A 17,471-nucleotide genomic window follows, 5' to 3' on the forward strand; every position below is an offset into this window, starting at 1 on the left:
CGACGCCGGGAGGGACGCGAAGTAGTCCGCCGGGTCAGGCGGCGAGCTGCTCGAGCTCCTCCTCGAGCTGCGCGAGCTGGCGCTCCAGGCGCCGTCGTTTGAGGAGGGACGCCTCCGGCAGCGCGGCGCGAAGCCGCTCGCGCTCGGCCTCGGCGAGGGTGCGGCGGGCGGTGCGCAGCTGCTCCTCCCGCTCCTTCTCGCGCTCCTCCGGCGTGAGCTTGCGCGCCGAGATCCCGGCGTCGCTCATCCCGACGGAGATCCACGACGCGGCGATCAGGATCACCTGGCAGACGAGGTTGAACCAGATCAGCAGACCGATGAGGACCGCGAACGAGGCGAGCAGCGGATTGCGGGAGGCGCCCCCCAGCAGCTGCGTCCCGAGGACCTTGAGCGCGCCGAGAGCGATCCCGCCGAGCAGCGAGCCCGCCCAGAGGTTCTTCCAGGGGATCGAGATGCCCGAGAGGATGCGGAAGGAGCCGGCGAGCGTGCCCGTGTCCAGGGCGAGCATGATCAGCAGGCCGACCGCGCTGCCGGCGAGTCGGGCCGGCATCGACTCGCTGCCGATCCCGAGGAAGCCGAACGCCACGTCCACCAGCGAGGTCGAGAACACGGAGAGACCGGCCGAGACCAGCAGCACCGCCCCGAAGACCAGGGCGAGCCCCGCGTCCTTGAGCTTGAGCAGGACGAAGAGGGTCGTGGGTCCGGGGAGCGAGAAGAGCAGCCGGACCGCCTGGCGCAGGCTTCCCAGGAAGTTCAGCGCCGTCCAGAGCAGGCCGGCGGCCGCGATCGCACCCGTCCAGCCGAGGATCGACGAGTCGAGTAGGTCGTCGACCGACACGAGGGCGTTCTTCCCGCCGATCAGGCCGGGGACGGAGCGGGTCACCAGGTCGAGGAGGGAATCGCGCAGCACCGAGTCGTCGCGCACCCAGAAGCCGAAGACGGCGAAGAAGACGAAGAGCGCCGCGAAGACCGCGAACAGGGCCTGGAAGGCGAGTCCGGACGCGAAGAGGGGCCCGCCGGTCTCGGAGTAGTGGAGCATCACCCGCACCGGCCGCGTCCGCATGACCCGCTCGAACAGGCCCGGGATCCCGCGGGGAGTGTCGGCCGCCTCGGTCATTCCTCCAGCGTACTGAGGCCTCGCGGCGCTCCCGTGCACGCGCCCGCCTGCACGCTGGAACGCGTCCGGCCCGCCGGATCCGAGGATCCCGGCGGGCCGGACGCGTTCGCGAGGGGGAGGATCAGGCGCGGCCGCGGATGACGGCCTGCTTCACCTCGGCGATCGCCTGCGTGATCTGGATGCCGCGCGGGCACGCCTCCGTGCAGTTGAAGGTCGTGCGGCAGCGCCACACGCCCTCCTTGTCGTTGAGGATGTCCAGGCGCGCTCCACCGGCGTCGTCGCGCGAGTCGAAGATGAAGCGGTGGGCGTTCACGATCGCCGCGGGGCCGAAGTACTGCCCGTCGGTCCAGAACACGGGGCAGGACGACGTGCACGCGGCGCAGAGGATGCACTTCGTGGTGTCGTCGAAGCGGGCGCGGTCGGCGACCGACTGCACGCGCTCCTTGCCCTTGGGTGCCGGGGTGTTGGCGACCAGGAACGGCTGCACCTCGCGGTAGGAGGCGAAGAACGGCTCCATGTCGACGACGAGGTCCTTCTCGAGGGGCAGCCCCTTGATCGCCTCGATGTAGATCGGCTGCGAGATGTCGAGATCCTTGATCAGCGTCTTGCAGGCCAGGCGGTTGCGGCCGTTGATCCGCATCGCGTCGGATCCGCAGATGCCGTGCGCGCACGAGCGGCGGAAGGTCAGCGATCCGTCCTGGTCCCACTTGATGCGGTGCAGGGCGTCGAGGACGCGGTCGGTCGAGTACATCTCGACGTCGAAGTCCTGCCAGCGCGGCTCGGCGTCCACCTCGGGGTCGAAGCGGCGGATGATGAACGTGACGGTGAACGCCTCCGGGGCCGCGGGGGCGGCGGGCGGCTGCTCGAGGGTAGCGGTCGACATGGCTAGTACTTCCTCTCCATCGGCTGGTACCGGGTGATCACGACGGGCTTCCAGTCGAGCCGGATGTGGTCACCGGCGTCGGAGGAGTGGGCGTCACCGGAGAGGTACGCCATCGTGTGCTGCATGTAGTTCTCGTCGTCGCGCTTCGGGAAGTCGTCGCGCATGTGGCCGCCGCGGCTCTCCTTGCGGTTGCGCGCCGAGTAGACGACGACCTCGGCGAGGTCGAGCAGGAAGCCCAGCTCGACGGCCTCGAGGAGGTCGGTGTTGAAGCGCTTGCCCTTGTCCTGCACCGAGATGTTGCGGAACCGGTCGCGCAGGCGCTGGATGGTCCCGGTGACGGCCTCGAGGGACTCGTCGGTGCGGAACACCTGGGCGTTCTTGTCCATCTCGTCCTGCAGCTCCTTGCGGATCGACGCGATCCGCTCGGTGCCGGTCGCGGAGCGGAGCGAGGCGAGCATGTCGCGGATCGCGCCGGCCGGGTCGGCGGGCAGGGGGGTGAAGTCGACCGTCTTGGCGTAGTCGGCGGCGTTGTTGCCGCTGCGCTTGCCGAAGACGTTGATGTCGAGGAGGGAGTTGGTGCCGAGGCGGTTGGAGCCGTGCACCGAGACGCACGCGCACTCGCCGGCGGCGTAGAGGCCGGGGACGACGGTCGTGTTGTCCGAGAGCACCTCGGCCTTGACGTTGGTCGGGATGCCGCCCATCGCGTAATGCGCGGTCGGCATGACGGGGACCGGCTCGACGACGGGGTCGACGCCCAGGTAGGTGCGGGCGAACTCGGTGATGTCGGGGAGCTTGGTCTCGAGGACCTCGGCTCCCAGGTGGGTGCAGTCCAGCAGCACGTAGTCCTTGTGCGGTCCGGCGCCGCGGCCCTCCGCCACCTCCTGGACCATGCAGCGGGCGACGATGTCGCGCGGCGCGAGGTCCTTGATGGTGGGGGCGTAGCGCTCCATGAAGCGCTCGCCCGAGGCGTTGCGGAGGATCGCACCCTCTCCTCGCGCTCCCTCGGTGAGGAGGATGCCGAGCCCGGCGAGGCCGGTCGGGTGGAACTGGAAGAACTCCATGTCCTCCAGGGGGAGGCCCTTGCGCCAGATGATGCCGACGCCGTCGCCGGTGAGGGTGTGCGCGTTGGAGGTGGTCTTGTAGATCTTGCCGAAGCCGCCGGTCGCGAAGATGATCGCCTTCGCCTGGAAGACGTGCAGCTCGCCCGTGGCCAGCTCGTAGGCGACGACGCCGGAGGGCTTGGCCACTCCGTCGACCTCGGTCATCACCAGGTCGAGGACGTAGAACTCGTTGTAGAAGTTGATGCCGAGCCGGACGCAGTTCTGGAACAGCGTCTGCAGGATCATGTGGCCGGTGCGGTCGGCCGCGTAGCAGGCCCGGCGGACGGGCGCCTTGCCGTGGTCGCGGGTGTGGCCGCCGAAGCGGCGCTGGTCGATCTTGCCCTCCTCGGTGCGGTTGAAGGGCAGGCCCATGTTCTCGAGGTCGATGACCGCGTCGATGGCCTCCTTCGCGAGGATCTCGGCCGCGTCCTGGTCGACGAGGTAGTCGCCGCCCTTGACGGTGTCGAAGGTGTGCCACTCCCAGCTGTCCTCCTCGACGTTCGCGAGGGCGGCGGCCATGCCGCCCTGCGCCGCTCCGGTGTGGGAGCGGGTCGGGTACAGCTTCGAGATCACGGCCGTCCTCGCCTTGGGGCCGGCCTCGATGGCCGCGCGCATCCCGGCACCGCCGGCGCCGACGATGACGACGTCGAACTGGTGGTAGTGGACGCCGTCGGGTCCGACGGTCTGCGCGAAGGCGCTCTGGTCGGCGCCGGTGTGGGAGTGGCCTGGTGTGCTCACGGGGTGGGTGCTCCGTCGTACGGGGATGGGAGGGGGAGGTGCCGGGACGTGATGCCGCGGACCGGGAGGGGCGCGGGCCCCTCTCCGATCCGCGGCACCGTGGTCACGCTGCGCAGAAGGAGGGCAGCAGGTCCGCGGCGGTGCCGGCGGGGCACGGGTCGAACGCGAAGACGACCCAGGTGCCGAGCGCGATCAGCGCGACGACGGCGACGAGGATGCCGCCCTTGAAGGCCTTGGCCAGCAGGGGCGAGGTCGCGTAGTCGTTGACCAGCGTGCGCATGCCGTTGCCGCCGTGGATCAGCGCGAGCCACAGCATGAGGACGTCCCACCACTGCCAGAACGGGTTCGCCAGCTTGCCGCCGACGAAGCCGAAGTCGATGGCCTTGATGCCGTCGCCCAGCAGCAGGTTGTAGATGAGGTGCCCGAAGATCAGGACGATCAGCACGACGCCGGAGGCGCGCATGTAGATCCAGCCCCACTTCTCCCAGTTGGTGCCGGAGGAGCGGCTCGGGGTGTGCGGGGTCCGCGGTGCGGCGACGGTGCTCAATGCGCACCCCCCTCGCTGAAGACGTTGATCAGGTGGCGCGGCGCGAAGCCGAGCATCAGCACGACCCAGAGGCCCATGACGACCCAGAAGAGGACGCGCTGATTGCGGGTCGCCCAGCTCCAGAAGTCGACCAGGATGATCCGCAGGCCGTTCAGCGCGTGGAACGCGATGGCGCCCACGAGCCCGGTCTCGCCGAGTCCCATGATCGGGTTCTTGTACGTGCCGATGACCGCGTTGTACGCCTCGGGGCTCACGGCGATGAGAGCGGAGTCGAGGACGTGGACGAGGAGGAAGAAGAAGATGGCGACACCGGTGATCCGGTGGAGCACCCACGACCACATGCCTTCGCGACCGCGGTACAGGGTGCCGGCCGGACGCCGGATCTTCCCCTGCTTCCGGGGTGCGAGGGTTTGAGCAGCTTGAACTGACACGAACAACCCTCCCTGGTTGTGCTCCGACGGCCTGACCTGTTCCCACGTCGCGTGGACGGGGACGGGGCGGGGAGCGACGAGAAACTCGCCCTCCGATTCTAAGCGCGCTCGCAGGCGGGCGCGGCTTAGGCGAGCCTTAGCTGCGGGGCAGGGCGAGGGCGGGCGCCCCCGCGGTCGCGTAGTGCGCGAGGAGCTCGTCGGTGAGCGCGCTCCAGGTGCGGTGGAGCACGCGGCGGCGGCCCGCCTCGCCGAGCCGGGCGCGCAGTGCGGGATCTCGGACCAGGCGCGCCACCTGCCGGCGGAGGTCGGAGTCGCTCTCGGGCGCGTAGAGCAGGCCGTCCACGCCGTGCTCGATGAGGTCGGTGGGGCCGCCCGCGTGCGGCGCGACCACGGCGGTGCCGGACGCCTGCGCCTCCTGGACCGTCTGGCCGAACGTCTCCTCCGTGCCGGTGTGCACGAAGACGTCGAGCGCGGCGAAGACCGCCGGCAGCCGGTCGCCGTCGAGCCGGCCGAGCATCCGCGCCGCCGGGCCGAGGGCGGCGGCGACCCGGGCGGAGGAGGGGCCGTAGCCGCCCACGACCAGCTCCGCGTGCGGGAGGGAGGCGAGTGCCGCCATCCGCTCCACCCTCTTCTCGGGGGAGAGGCGCCCGATGTAGCCGACGAGCGCGTCATCGGCGCCGAGTCCGGCTCGGACGGCCTGCGCGTAGGGGGAGGAGCGGCGGCGCGGGTGGAAGCGCTCGCTCTGCACGCCGCGGCCCCACAGGGCGGTGCGCTCGATGCCGGCGGCGGCGAGGTCGTCGAGGGCGCTCGTGGAGGGGGCGAGGGTCAGGTCCGCCCCGGCGTGGATCTGGCGGATCACCCGCCAGGCGAGGGCGCGGGCGCCACGGATGCCGTAGCGGGCCGCGAATCGCGCGACGTCCGTCTGGTAGATCGCGACACTCGGCACCCCGAGCCGGCCGGCCGAGGCGATGGCGCGGGCGCCGAGGAGGAAGGGCGAGGCGACGTGCACCACGTCGGGCTCGAAGTCGGCCAGCTCCCGGGTGAGGGCGAGCGTGGGGATCCCGACCGGGAAGTCGCGGTAGGCGATCGCCGGGTGCTCCACGACGCGGTGGCCCGCGTAGTGGCCCGGCGCCCCCGCGGCCGGGCAGACGACGAGCGCCTCGATCCCGCGCTCCGCGAACTCGTCGAGCACCCGCAGGACGCTCGTGGTCACGCCGTTCAACGACGGCAGGAAGCTCTCGGTGACGACCGCGACTCTCACGCCCCGGACGCTACGGCGGCGGGATGAACGGCGGCGCGCGCCCGGGTGAACGGACGGTCGCGCTCGGGCTCCCTTGTATCCTGCGGACATGACATCACCTGAGACCGATGGCCGCGCCCCGCTCGACCGCTTCTACAGCGTGATCCCCGCCGGCGGGATCGGCTCGAGGCTGTGGCCGCTCTCCCGGGCCGACGCCCCGAAGTTCCTGCACGATCTGACGGGGTCGGGACAGACCCTCCTCCGCGACACCTGGGACCGCCTCGCGCCCATCTCGGGCGCCGACCGGATCATGGTCGTGACCGGGCGCGCGCACCGCGCCGCCGTCGAGGAGCAGCTCGAGAGCCTCGAGGACCTCAACGTCGTCCTCGAGAGCGAGCCGCGGGACTCGTCCGCCGCGATCGGCCTGGCCGCCGCCATCCTCGAGCGCCGCCAGCCCGGCGTGATCATCGGCTCGTTCGCCGCCGACCACGTCATCAGCGGTCAGCAGCTGTTCCACGACGCGGTCGCCGAGGCCGTCGTCGCGGCGGACGCGGGCTACATCGCGACCATCGGCATCACGCCGACCGAGCCTGCCGTGGGCTTCGGCTACATCCGCACGGGGAAGCACCTCGGGATCGACGGGGCGACGCACACGCTCGCCGTCGACTCCTTCGTCGAGAAGCCCGACGCCGACACCGCGCGCGCCTACCTCTCCAGCGGTCAGTACCTCTGGAACGCGGGCATGTTCATCGCCCGCGCCGACCGCCTCCTCGAGGAGCTCGGCCGCGCCAAGCCGAAGCTGCTCGCCGGACTGCTCGAGCTCGCCGCCGCGTGGGACACCCCGGAGCGCGGCGCGGTCGTCGACCGCATCTGGCCGGGCCTGGAGAAGATCGCGATCGACTACTCCGTCGCCGAGCCGGCCGCGGCCGCGGGCAAGCTGGCCGTCGTGCCGGGCCACTTCTCCTGGGACGACGTGGGCGACTTCGCCTCGATCGCGAAGCTGCACTCGAGCGGACTCCGCTCGGACCTCGCCATCCTCGGCGAGGACGCCCGCGTGCTGGCCGACTCCGCGACGGGCATCGTCGTCAGCGGCGGCAACCGCACCATCGCCCTCATCGGAGTGAAGGACATCGTCGTCGTGGACACCCCCGACGCGCTCCTGGTGACCACGACCGAGAACGCCCAGAAGGTCAAGGGCGTCGTCGACGCCCTGCGCCTCTCCGGCCGCACCGACGTCCTCTAGCCCTCCGTCCCACCCGTCGAAGCGCGGCCCTCCCCTCGGAGGCGCCGCGCTTCGCCGTTCCGCCCCCTCGCCGTTCCGCCCCTTCGCCGTTCCGCCCCTCGCCTCATGCGCGTGCGGCGGTCCCGATACGCCGTTCGCGCGGCCACTCGACCACCCTCGGTGAGGGCCTCGGCCGTCCCGTTCGGTGCTGGCGGGCGGGTCTCCGCTCGCGCGGCAACTCGACCACCGTGGAAGCACCCGTCCGTGCGCGACCGCGCGCAGCGCGGAGCTCCCACGAGCACTCTCGACGTCCGGCAGCAGGGGAGAGGGCCGCGAGCCGGAATCGCGTGCCAGCGATTCAGGCCAGCCCGACGCGACCCGCTCTGCGGAACGCACCCGTCGCGAAGCCGACCGCGCCGAGCCGCTCCGCGGCTCGGAATCGAGCCCAGCCGACCGCGCCGAGCCGCTCCGCGGCTCGGAATCGAGCACAGCCGACCGCCCCGCGACACGCTCCGCATGTCGCGAAGATCAACACTGTGTAACGCTTCCTGAGGTCTACCGTCCGGGCGGCTGAGCGGCTTGTCACATTGGGTAACGTGTGGGAATCGACGCCCTGTTGCGCTCGTCGCGCGGGGCCGCATTCCTGGAGGACGACATCTTGACTATCACCTCGCGTAAGGCCGCGTTCGGCGGTCTCGCCGCCCTCGGCGTCACCGCGCTTCTCGCCGGTTGCGCCTCCGCCCCCGAGGAGAGCGGCTCCAGCGCCGCCGCCGGTGGCGACTTCCTGCCCTGCATGGTCTCCGACGCGGGCGGGTTCGACGACAAGTCGTTCAACGAGCTCGGCTACAACGGCCTCGTGAAGGCCTCGGAGGACCTCGGTGTCACGCCGAAGACCGTCACCTCGGAGTCCGAGACGGACTACGCCCCGAACCTGACCAGCCTCGTCGACCAGGGCTGCAACCTGATCATCACCGTCGGCTTCGCGCTGGCGGAGGCCACGTCGGCCGCGGCCGAAGCGAACACGGACATCGACTTCGCGATCATCGACGACGCGTCGATCGACCTGCCGAACGTCAAGCCGATCACCTTCGACACCTCGCAGGCGGCGTTCCTCGCCGGCTACACGGCCGCGTCGTACTCCAAGACCGGCGTCGTCGGCACCTACGGCGGCCAGCAGTTCCCGACCGTCACGATCTTCATGGACGGCTACGCCGACGGCGTGAAGTACTACAACGAGCAGAAGGGGAAGGACGTCAAGGTCGTCGGCTGGGACGTCGACGCGCAGACCGGCTCCTTCACCGGCGGCTTCGCGGCGGGCGTCGAGGCCAAGTCGGCCGCGCAGTCGCTGATCGACCAGAACGCGGACGTCATCCTCCCCGTCGGCGGTCCGATCTTCCAGTCGGCGATCGAGGCGATCCGCGACTCCGGCAAGGACATCGCGATGGTCGGCGTGGACGCGGACCTGTACGAGACCTACCCCGACGGCGCCGACCTGTACCTGACCTCGATCCTCAAGGGCATCGAGGCCGGCACGACCGACGTCACCAGCTCCGCCGGAGCCGACGACTTCGACCCCACTCCCTTCGTGGGCACCCTCGAGAACGACGGAGTCGGCATCGCGCCGTTCCACGACTTCGAGTCGAAGGTCTCGGGCGACCTGCAGGGCGAGCTCGACACCATCAAGGCGGGCATCATCGACGGCTCCATCACCGTCACCTCCCCGTCCGCTCCCGCGGCGTCCTAGCCGCTTCCTCGAAGAGGCCGGCGGGCCCGAGCACACCTCGGGCCCGCCGGCCTCTTCGTCGGTCCGGCGGGCCGATCGGCTCCGCTGCGTCCCTCGATCCCGGCCGACGGCGCATCGTGGCGCGAACCGAAAGTTAGATTGGTCCCATGAAGCTCGAACTGCGTGGCATCACGAAGCGCTTCGGCGCGCTCGTGGCCAACGACCACATCGATCTCACCGTCGAACCCGGTGAGATCCACTGCCTCCTCGGCGAGAACGGCGCGGGCAAGTCGACGCTCATGAACGTGCTCTACGGCCTGTACCAGGCCGAGGAGGGGGAGATCCTGCTGGACGACGCGGTCCAGCACTTCTCCGGTCCGGGTGACGCCATGAAGGCGGGCATCGGGATGGTCCACCAGCACTTCATGCTCGTCCCCGTGTTCACGGTCGCCGAGAACGTCATGCTGGGCCACGAGGAGACGAAGGCCGGCGGGCGCCTGGACCTCTCCGCCGCGCGCGCCCGGGTGCGCGAGATCTCGGACCGCTTCGGCTTCGACGTGGATCCCGACGCCCTGGTCGAGGACCTCCCCGTCGGCGTGCAGCAGCGGGTCGAGATCATCAAGGCGCTCTCGCGCGACGCCCGGGTGCTCGTGTTCGACGAGCCGACCGCGGTGCTGACCCCGCAGGAGACCGACGAGCTGATCGCGATCATGCGCCAGCTGCGTGCGGCCGGGACCGCCATCGTCTTCATCACGCACAAGCTCCGCGAGGTGCGCGAGGTCGGAGACCGCATCACGGTCATCCGCCTAGGCAGAGTCGTGGGGGAGGCGTCGCCGACGGCGAGCAACGCCGAGCTCGCCTCGCTGATGGTGGGCCGCGCCGTCGAGCTGACGGTGCAGAAGGAGCAGGCGGTGCCGGGCGACGAGGCCCTCGTCGTCTCGAACCTCACCGTGCGCGACGCCAACGGCCAGGCCGTCGTCGACGACGTCTCCTTCGAGGTCCGCCGCGGCGAGATCCTCGCGATCGCGGGCGTGCAGGGCAACGGCCAGACGGAGCTCGCCGAGGCGATCATGGGCCTGCAGGAGCGGGTCGAGGGCTCGGTGACCCTGGACGGGCGCCGCCTCGACGGGCTGTCCGTGCGCCGCGTCCTCGAGTCGGGGGTCGGCTTCGTCCCCGAGGACCGCACCGAGGACGGTCTGGTCGCCGAGTTCACGATCGCCGAGAACCTCATGCTCGACCGCAGCGACCGCGGTCCGTTCGTGAAGGGACTGGGCCTGCGGCTCAAGGAGCTCGAGCGCTTCGCCGAGGAGCGGGTGCGCGAGTTCGACGTGCGCGCCCAGGGGATCGGCACCCACGTCGGCCGCCTCTCCGGAGGCAACCAGCAGAAGGTGGTGCTCGCGCGCGAGCTCAGCCGGGAGCTGCGGCTGTTCATCGCGGCGCAGCCCACCCGCGGCATCGACGTCGGCTCCATCGAGTTCGTCCACAAGCGCATCGTCGAGACGCGCGACACCGGGGTACCCGTGATCGTGGTGTCGACCGAGCTCGACGAGGTCGCGGCGCTCGCCGACCGCATCGCGGTCATGTACAAGGGCGGGATCATCGGCATCGTCCCCGCCGACACGCCCCGCGAGGTCCTGGGGCTCATGATGGCCGGGCAGACGCCCGCCGAGAAGGGAGCGGCGGCGTGAGCGACGCGCAACTGCCCGCGGTCGATCCCGACGCGGAGACCGAGAAGGCGTCCGGGCTCGAGCCCGGCCAGAAGCCGGATCAGGAGGTGCGCCCCGGCCCGCTCGAGAGCGGCGCCTCCCGCGTCCTGCGCGAGATCCTCTCCGGCACCGCGCTGATGTCGGTGCTCGCCGTGCTGCTCTCCCTCATCGCGGGCGGCGTGCTGATCGCCGCGACCGACAAGGACGTCCAGGCGGCGTCGGGCTACTTCTTCGCCCGGCCGCTCGACACCCTGCAGGCGATCTGGCAGTCCGTCTCCGGTGCCTACTCCTCGCTCTTCCAGGGCTCGGTCTACAACTTCCGCCGCGAGGGCTTCGCCAACGGCATCAAGCCGCTGACGGACACCCTGGCCTTCGCGACTCCGCTGATCGCCGGCGGGCTCGGAGTGGCGCTGGCCTTCCGCGTCGGCCTGTTCAACATCGGCGGCCGCGGCCAGATGCTGATCGCCGCCGCCTGCGCGGGCTGGGTCGGCTTCTCCTTCGACCTCCCGTGGGGCGTGCACCTGATCGTCGCGCTCGCCGCCGGCATCCTGGGCGGCGCGCTCTGGGGCGGACTCGTGGGACTGCTCAAGGCCCGCACCGGCGCGCACGAGGTGATCCTCACGATCATGCTCAACTACGTCGCGTTCTACCTGATCTCCTACCTCCTGCGGACGCCCGGCGCCCTGCAGGCGCCCGGCTCGAACAACCCGAAGTCGCCCGGGATGAAGGAGACCGCGGTCTTCCCGGCGCTCCTCGGCCCCGGATACTCGCTCACGCTCGGCTTCGTCTTCGCGGTCCTCGCGACCGTGTTCGTCTGGTGGCTCCTGAACCGCTCGACGATCGGCTTTAAGTTCCGCGCGGTGGGGGAGAACCCGCACGCGGCACGGGTCGCGGGCATCGACGTGAAGAACAGCTACGTGTACGCGATGCTGCTCTCCGGCGGCCTGCTCGGCCTCGCCGGCAGCGCCCAGGTGATGGGGACGGTCACGACCGGCTTCACCTCGGGGATCGACGCGGGCATCGGCTTCGACGCGATCACGGTCGCGCTGCTGGGCCGCTCCCGACCCTGGGGCGTGTTCTTCGCCGGCATCCTCTTCGGCGCCTTCAAGGCGGGCGGCTACTCGATGCAGGCCGCCGAGGGCGTGCCGATCGACGTGGTCCTCGTCGTCCAGTCGCTGATCGTCCTCTTCATCGCCGCACCGCCGCTGGTGCGCGCGATCTTCCGCCTCCCGACGCCCGGGGCCGCCCCGAAGCGCCGCACCCGCCGCACCTCGGAGGTGTCCGCATGAGCACCGCCGTCGCCACCGCCCCCGACCGCGTCGTGATCCGCAGCTGGAAGGCGCCGATCGCGTTCGGCGTCTTCGCGCTGCTCGCCGTCGTCCTCTTCGTGGCCCTCGGCCGCGACGGGACGAGCTCGTTCCGCCTCGCCGCGGGGACCGACTTCTTCGCGCTGCCGGACATCCCGTTCCCGACGCGGGGGACGGGCGTGGTCGTCGCGATCCTCCTGGTCGCCCTGGCCGTCGCGTCGGCCGGGCTCACCCGCGCCGGCCGCCGGATCCCGCTCTGGCTCTCGGCGGTCTTCGCCCTGGTCTTCCTGATCGGGTTCCTCGTCTGGGCGTCGGCCGGTGCCGCGCTGCCCGTCTCGGGGCTGCTGCTCGGGACCGTCGGGCTCGCCACTCCGCTGATCTTCGGCTCGCTCGGCGGCGTCATCTCGGAGCGGGTCGGAGTCGTCAACGTCGCGATCGAGGGGCAGCTGCTCGCCGGCGCCTTCACCGCGGCGATGGTCGGCTCCCTCACCCGCCAGCCGGTGCTCGGCCTGCTCGCGGCGATGGTCGCGAGCGTCCTGGTGTCGTTCGTGCTGGCCGCCTTCGCGATCAAGTACCTGGTCGACCAGGTGATCGTCGGAGTCGTGCTGAACGTGCTGGTGACCGGCCTGACGAGCTTCCTCTACTCCCAGGTCCTCTCCGCCGACGCGTCGACGTTCAACTCGCCGGTGAAGTTCGACCGCCTCCCGATCCCGGTGCTCAGCCAGGTGCCGATCGTGGGCGCCGTCCTGTTCAACCAGACGGTGATCGTCTACCTGATGTACTTCGCGATCTTCGCGGTGTGGTGGGGCCTGTTCAAGACCAAGTGGGGCCTCCGCCTGCGCGCAGTGGGCGAGCACCCGCAGGCCGCGGACACCGTGGGCATCGATGTCGCCCGCACGCGCTTCTGGAACGTCTCCCTCGCCGGGGCGATCGCCGGAGTCGGCGGCGCGTACTACACGCTCGACGCGGTCGGCGCGTTCGGCAAGGAGATGACCGCGGGTGCGGGCTTCATCGCCCTGGCCGCCGTCATCTTCGGCCGCTGGGACCCGATCAAGGCGACGCTCGCGTCGCTGCTGTTCGGCTTCGCGACCAACCTGCAGAACGTGCTCGGCGTCATCGGCTCGCCCGTGCCCAGCGAGTTCATGCTGATGCTGCCGTACGTCGTGACGATCTTCGCGGTGGCCGGTCTCGTCGGCCAGTCCCGCGGACCGGCCGCCGCCGGCAAGCCGTACCTGAAGTCCTGAGAGGAGCCGTCGTGACCGACATCGACTGGGAGGCGCTGCGCGAGGCCGCCCTCGAGGCCATGAGCCACGCCTACGTCCCGTACTCGAAGTTCCCCGTCGGGGTCGCCGCGCTCGTGGACGACGGCCGGACGATCTCGGGCTGCAACGTCGAGAACGCCTCCTACGGGCTCACGCTCTGCGCCGAGTGCGCGCTGGTGTCCTCGCTGCACATGACGGGCGGCGGCCGGCTCGTCGCCTTCACCTGCGTCGACGGGAAGGGCGGCGTCCTGATGCCCTGCGGGCGCTGCCGCCAGCTGCTCTTCGAGCACTCGGCCGAGGGCATGCTCCTCCAGACCGTGTCGGGCGTGAAGACGATCGACGAGGTCATCCCCGACGCGTTCGGCCCGCGCACGCTCGAGGCCTACGCCGCCTCCTAGCGCCGCCGTCACCGCTCCCACTCCCGAACCGAGGACTCCGCATGACCCGTACCACCCCCGTCGAGGACTTCGACGCCGTCGACATCATCCGCACCAAGCGCGACCGCGGCACGCTCTCGACCGCGCAGATCGACTGGCTGATCGACGCCTACACCCGCGGCTACGTCGCCGACGAGCAGATGGCGGCCTTCGCGATGGCGGTCCTGCTGAACGGGATGGAGCGCGACGAGATCCGCGACCTCACCCTGGCCATGATCGCCAGCGGCGAGCGCATGCGCTTCGACGGACTCGGCAAGCGCACGGTCGACAAGCACTCCACGGGCGGGGTCGGCGACAAGATCACGCTGCCGCTGATGCCGCTGGTCGCCTCCTTCGGCGTGGCGGTGCCCCAGCTCTCGGGACGCGGGCTCGGCCACACGGGCGGAACGCTCGACAAGCTGGAGTCGATCCCGGGCTGGCGGGCCGACCTCGGCAACGAGGAGATGCTGGAGCAGCTGCGGACGGTCGGCGGCGTGATCTGCGCCGCGGGCTCGGGCCTGGCCCCCGCCGACAAGAAGCTCTACGCGCTCCGGGACATCACCGGGACCGTCGAGGCGATCCCGCTGATCGCGTCCTCGATCATGTCGAAGAAGATCGCCGAGGGGACCGACGCCCTGGTGCTCGACGTGAAGTTCGGCTCCGGGGCATTCATGGTCGACATCGAGCGCTCGCGGGAGCTGGCGCGGGCGATGGTCGACCTCGGCAATGACGCGGGGGTGCGGACCACCGCGCTGCTGACCAACATGAACGTGCCGCTCGGTCTGGCCATCGGCAACGCGAACGAGGTGCGGGAGTCGGTCGAGGTGCTCGCCGGCGGCGGCCCCTCGGACGTCCGCGAGCTGACGCTGGCCCTGGCCCGAGAGATGCTGGCCCTCGCCGGGCAGCCGGACGCGGACGTCGAGCGCGCCCTCGACGGCGGCGCGGCGATGGACACCTGGCGCGCGGTCATCCGCGCTCAGGGAGGGGATCCGGATGCGGCGCTCCCCGAGGCCCGCGAGACCCACGTCGTGGTCGCCGAGCGCGACGGCGTCCTGGTGGAGCAGCAGGCGCTGCCGTTCGGCATCGCCGCCTGGCGCCTGGGCGCCGGACGCGCCCGACAGTCCGACGCGGTGCAGCACGCGGCGGGGATCGACCTGCACGCGAAGCCGGGCGACCGCGTCCGCGCGGGCCAGCCCCTGCTCACGCTGTCGGCCGACGAGCCGGAGCGCTTCGCCCGGGCGCTCGAGGCGCTCGACGGTGCCTACCGGATCGGCGACGACGGCGACGAGGTGCTCGGCGGCGGCCCCCTCGTGGCGGAGCGCGTCTCCTAGCCCCGCGCCGCCCGGCACGGAGGAGGCGCCGCCCGGCGAGCCGCTCCCGCCGACCCTCTAGGGTGGTCGGCGAACCACCGCCTACCTGCGAGGAGCACCGTGACCGATCAGACCGAGGAGTACCTCCTCCCGGGCGAGGGCGTCCTCATCGACGAGCTCCCCAAGGTGTCGCTGCACGACCACCTCGACGGAGGCCTGCGGCCCGGGACGGTCCTCGAGATCGCCCGCGAGACGGGCGTGCCGCTCCCGGCCGAGGAGCCGGACGCGCTCGCCGAGTGGTTCCGTGCCACGGCCGACTCCGGCTCCCTCACCGACTACATCGCCACCTTCGAGACGACGGTCGCCGTGATGCAGACCGCGCCGGCGCTCGAGCGCGTGGCCCGCGAGTTCGTGCTCGACCTCGCCGCCGACGGAGTCGTGCACGGCGAGGTGCGCTGGGCGCCGGAGCAGCACCAGCGCGCCGGGCTCTCGCTCGACGCGGCTGTCGAGGCGGTCCAGGAGGGGCTGCAGCAGGGCGTGCAGGAGGCGGCGGCGCAGGGACACCGCATCCGCGTCGGCCAGCTGATCACCGCGATGCGGCACGCGGACCGCTCGCTCGAGGTCGCCGAGCTGGCGCTGCGCCACCGCGAGCGCGGTGCGATCGGCTTCGACATCGCCGGAGCCGAGGCGGGCTTCCCCGCCTCGAGGCACCGTCCCGCCTTCGAGCTGCTCGCGGCGGCGCACTTCCCGACCACGGTGCACGCGGGGGAGGCGGACGGCCTCGACAGCATCCGCTCCGCCCTGCTCGACGGCCGCGCGCTGCGCCTGGGTCACGGCGTCCGGATCGCGGAGGACATCCGCATCGAGCGCCAGGACGACGACGCGAGCTACGTGACCCTCGGCGAGCTCTCGGAGTGGGTGAAGGACCGCGAGATCGCCCTCGAGCTCAGCCCCTCCTCCAACCTGCAGACCGGCGCCGTCGCGGCGTGGGGTGCCGAGCTCGCCGACCACCCCTTCGACCTGCTCTACCAGCTGGGCTTCCGCGTCACGGTGAACACCGACAACCGCCTGATGAGCGCGACGACCCTCAGCCGCGAGCTCGCCCTCCTGTCGGACGCTTTCGGGTACGACCTCGACGACTTCGAGGCCTTCCAGCTCAACGCGGCCCACGCCGCCTTCCTGCCGCTCGACGAGCGCCGCGAGCTCGTCGAGACGATCAGCGCCGGCTTCGAGGCGGCCTGACGGTGCCGCTCGACGCGCTCCCCGAGGAGGCGGTGGCCCTCCGCCACTCCGCCGGATCCTGGCGGGAGGCCGTCCTCGAGGCGGGCCGTGCTCTCGAGCGGACCGGTGCGGTCGACGCCGCCTACTCCCGGCGCATGGTCGAGCAGGTCGACGTGCTCGGGCCGTACATCGTCATCGCACCCGGGCTCGCCCTCGCGCACGCCCGGCCCGGCAACGACGTCCTCGCGGACGGCCTCTCCGTCGTCACGCTGGCCGAGCCCGTCGCCTTCGGGCACAGCACCAACGATCCGGTCTCGGTCGTCATCGGGATCGCCGCCACCCAGGCGCATGGGCACGTCGGCTTCGTCTCCGGGCTCGCCGACGTGCTCAGCCGTCCGGACGCGGTCGGTGCACTCGCCGCCGCCCGCACCCTCCGCAGCATCAACGCCGTCCTCACCGACAGCACCCCGCACCACCCGCACCACCCGCACCACGGAAGAAGCGCATGAAGATCGTCACCCTCTGCGGCGCCGGAATCGGCACCTCCGCCATCCTCAAGCTCGGCGCCGAGCGCGCCCTCGAGACCCTCGACCTCGAGGCCGAGGTGATCGCCTCCGACCTGGCCTCCGTCGACGCGCTCGCCGCCGACGCGCAGGTCATCCTCACCTCCGGCGAGCTCGTCGACCGCATCGGCCGGACCTTCGCCGAGGTCGTCGTCATCGACAACTACCTCGACCAGAACGAGATCACGGAGAAGATCGAGCGGGCGCTGGGCTGAGTCCGTTTCTGAGCCGCTCCCTGCGCGGCTCAGCGCGGTCGGCCTCCCGACGGGGCGCGTTCTCAAGAGCGGGTCGCGTCGGGCTGCCTCGAATCGCTGGCACGCGCGGTGCTCGACTCTGAGCCGCTCCCTGCGCGGCTCAGCGCGGTCGGCCTCCAGACGGGGCGCGTTCTCAAGAGCGGGTCGCGTCGGGCTGCCTCGAATCGCTGGCACGCGATTCTCGGACGCGCCCTCCACCTTGCGGGGAGAGGGAGTCCTCCGCCCCTGCTGGTCGAGTGGCCGCGGAGCGGCGTGCCGGGAGCCGGCTTCCTGCGCGGACGGCTGCTCGGACCTCGGGGGGTCAGCGGGCGGCGAGCTGCTCGAGGACGGTGCCGATCAGGCGGCGGGCGCGGGCGGCGTCCGAGATCGAGCCGGTGAGGCTCGGGTAGACGGTGAAGGCCCGCGCGACCTGGTCGACGGTCAGGCGGTGC

Annotated in this window: 16 protein-coding genes; 10 read left to right on the plus strand and 6 right to left on the minus strand. The window is 71.4% G+C overall.

What is annotated here, in order from left to right; translation table 11 throughout:
* Positions 1 to 34: 34 nt before the first annotated feature.
* The 6 genes from C5D36_RS12185 to C5D36_RS12210 all read right to left on the minus strand — a co-directional run bounded on the left by C5D36_RS12185 (position 35) and on the right by C5D36_RS12210 (position 6,077).
* Positions 35 to 1,117 carry a YhjD/YihY/BrkB family envelope integrity protein gene (locus C5D36_RS12185; RefSeq protein WP_104223189.1) on the minus strand — a complete coding sequence of 361 codons (1,083 nt, stop codon included), beginning with the start codon at positions 1,115 to 1,117 and terminating at the stop codon, positions 35 to 37.
* 121 nt (positions 1,118 to 1,238) lie between these two features.
* Positions 1,239 to 2,000: a succinate dehydrogenase iron-sulfur subunit gene (locus C5D36_RS12190; protein WP_068254543.1), complete on the minus strand. Its 762-nt coding sequence runs from the start codon at positions 1,998 to 2,000 to the stop codon at positions 1,239 to 1,241.
* Between the two features lie 2 nt (positions 2,001 to 2,002).
* Positions 2,003 to 3,739 carry a succinate dehydrogenase flavoprotein subunit gene (sdhA, locus tag C5D36_RS12195; protein ID WP_244230709.1) on the minus strand — a complete coding sequence of 579 codons (1,737 nt, stop codon included), beginning with the start codon at positions 3,737 to 3,739 and terminating at the stop codon, positions 2,003 to 2,005.
* 202 nt (positions 3,740 to 3,941) lie between these two features.
* Entirely contained in the window at positions 3,942 to 4,385 is a 444-nt protein-coding gene (locus tag C5D36_RS12200) for a succinate dehydrogenase hydrophobic membrane anchor subunit (protein WP_104295940.1), read from the minus strand.
* Positions 4,382 to 4,816: a succinate dehydrogenase, cytochrome b556 subunit gene (gene sdhC, locus C5D36_RS12205; RefSeq protein WP_374952907.1), complete on the minus strand. Its 435-nt coding sequence runs from the start codon at positions 4,814 to 4,816 to the stop codon at positions 4,382 to 4,384. Before sdhC ends, C5D36_RS12200 begins: the two co-directional genes overlap by 4 nt.
* Before the next feature lie 136 nt (positions 4,817 to 4,952).
* A complete protein-coding gene (locus C5D36_RS12210; protein ID WP_104295941.1) occupies positions 4,953 to 6,077 on the minus strand; it encodes a glycosyltransferase family 1 protein in 1,125 nt (374 codons plus the stop codon).
* An 88-nt stretch (positions 6,078 to 6,165) separates the two neighbouring features.
* Here C5D36_RS12210 and C5D36_RS12215 point away from each other — a divergent pair, with 88 nt between their 5' ends.
* The 10 genes from C5D36_RS12215 (at position 6,166) to C5D36_RS12260 (ending at position 17,001) form a co-directional block, all read left to right on the plus strand.
* Positions 6,166 to 7,299, plus strand: a complete 1,134-nt coding sequence (locus C5D36_RS12215) for a mannose-1-phosphate guanylyltransferase (protein WP_104223184.1) — start codon at positions 6,166 to 6,168, stop codon at positions 7,297 to 7,299.
* A 637-nt stretch (positions 7,300 to 7,936) separates the two neighbouring features.
* Positions 7,937 to 9,022 (plus strand): BMP family protein, encoded by a 1,086-nt coding sequence (locus C5D36_RS12220; protein WP_104232890.1) that lies wholly within the window; start codon positions 7,937 to 7,939, stop codon positions 9,020 to 9,022.
* A 146-nt stretch (positions 9,023 to 9,168) separates the two neighbouring features.
* The gene (locus C5D36_RS12225; protein ID WP_104295942.1) at positions 9,169 to 10,689 is read left to right on the plus strand and encodes an ABC transporter ATP-binding protein; all 1,521 of its coding nucleotides are present in this window, start codon (positions 9,169 to 9,171) and stop codon (positions 10,687 to 10,689) included.
* A complete protein-coding gene (locus tag C5D36_RS12230; protein WP_219812597.1) occupies positions 10,686 to 11,996 on the plus strand; it encodes an ABC transporter permease in 1,311 nt (436 codons plus the stop codon). Before C5D36_RS12225 ends, C5D36_RS12230 begins: the two co-directional genes overlap by 4 nt.
* On the plus strand, positions 11,993 to 13,258 hold the full coding sequence (locus C5D36_RS12235) for an ABC transporter permease (protein ID WP_104223181.1): 1,266 nt from the start codon (positions 11,993 to 11,995) through the stop codon (positions 13,256 to 13,258). Before C5D36_RS12230 ends, C5D36_RS12235 begins: the two co-directional genes overlap by 4 nt.
* A gap of 11 nt (positions 13,259 to 13,269) precedes the next feature.
* A complete protein-coding gene (locus tag C5D36_RS12240) occupies positions 13,270 to 13,674 on the plus strand; it encodes a cytidine deaminase (RefSeq protein ID WP_104223180.1) in 405 nt (134 codons plus the stop codon).
* A gap of 41 nt (positions 13,675 to 13,715) precedes the next feature.
* Positions 13,716 to 15,023 carry a thymidine phosphorylase gene (locus C5D36_RS12245; protein WP_104263199.1) on the plus strand — a complete coding sequence of 436 codons (1,308 nt, stop codon included), beginning with the start codon at positions 13,716 to 13,718 and terminating at the stop codon, positions 15,021 to 15,023.
* A gap of 99 nt (positions 15,024 to 15,122) precedes the next feature.
* The gene (locus tag C5D36_RS12250) at positions 15,123 to 16,244 is read left to right on the plus strand and encodes an adenosine deaminase (RefSeq protein WP_104249478.1); all 1,122 of its coding nucleotides are present in this window, start codon (positions 15,123 to 15,125) and stop codon (positions 16,242 to 16,244) included.
* A gap of 2 nt (positions 16,245 to 16,246) precedes the next feature.
* Positions 16,247 to 16,732, plus strand: a complete 486-nt coding sequence (locus C5D36_RS12255; RefSeq protein WP_104291612.1) for a PTS sugar transporter subunit IIA — start codon at positions 16,247 to 16,249, stop codon at positions 16,730 to 16,732.
* On the plus strand, positions 16,729 to 17,001 hold the full coding sequence (locus tag C5D36_RS12260; protein ID WP_104226416.1) for a PTS sugar transporter subunit IIB: 273 nt from the start codon (positions 16,729 to 16,731) through the stop codon (positions 16,999 to 17,001). Before C5D36_RS12255 ends, C5D36_RS12260 begins: the two co-directional genes overlap by 4 nt.
* Positions 17,002 to 17,471 lie beyond the last annotated feature (470 nt).

Source organism: Rathayibacter sp. AY1C6, assembly GCF_002931535.1.
Taxonomy (GTDB): Bacteria; Actinomycetota; Actinomycetes; order Actinomycetales; family Microbacteriaceae; genus Rathayibacter.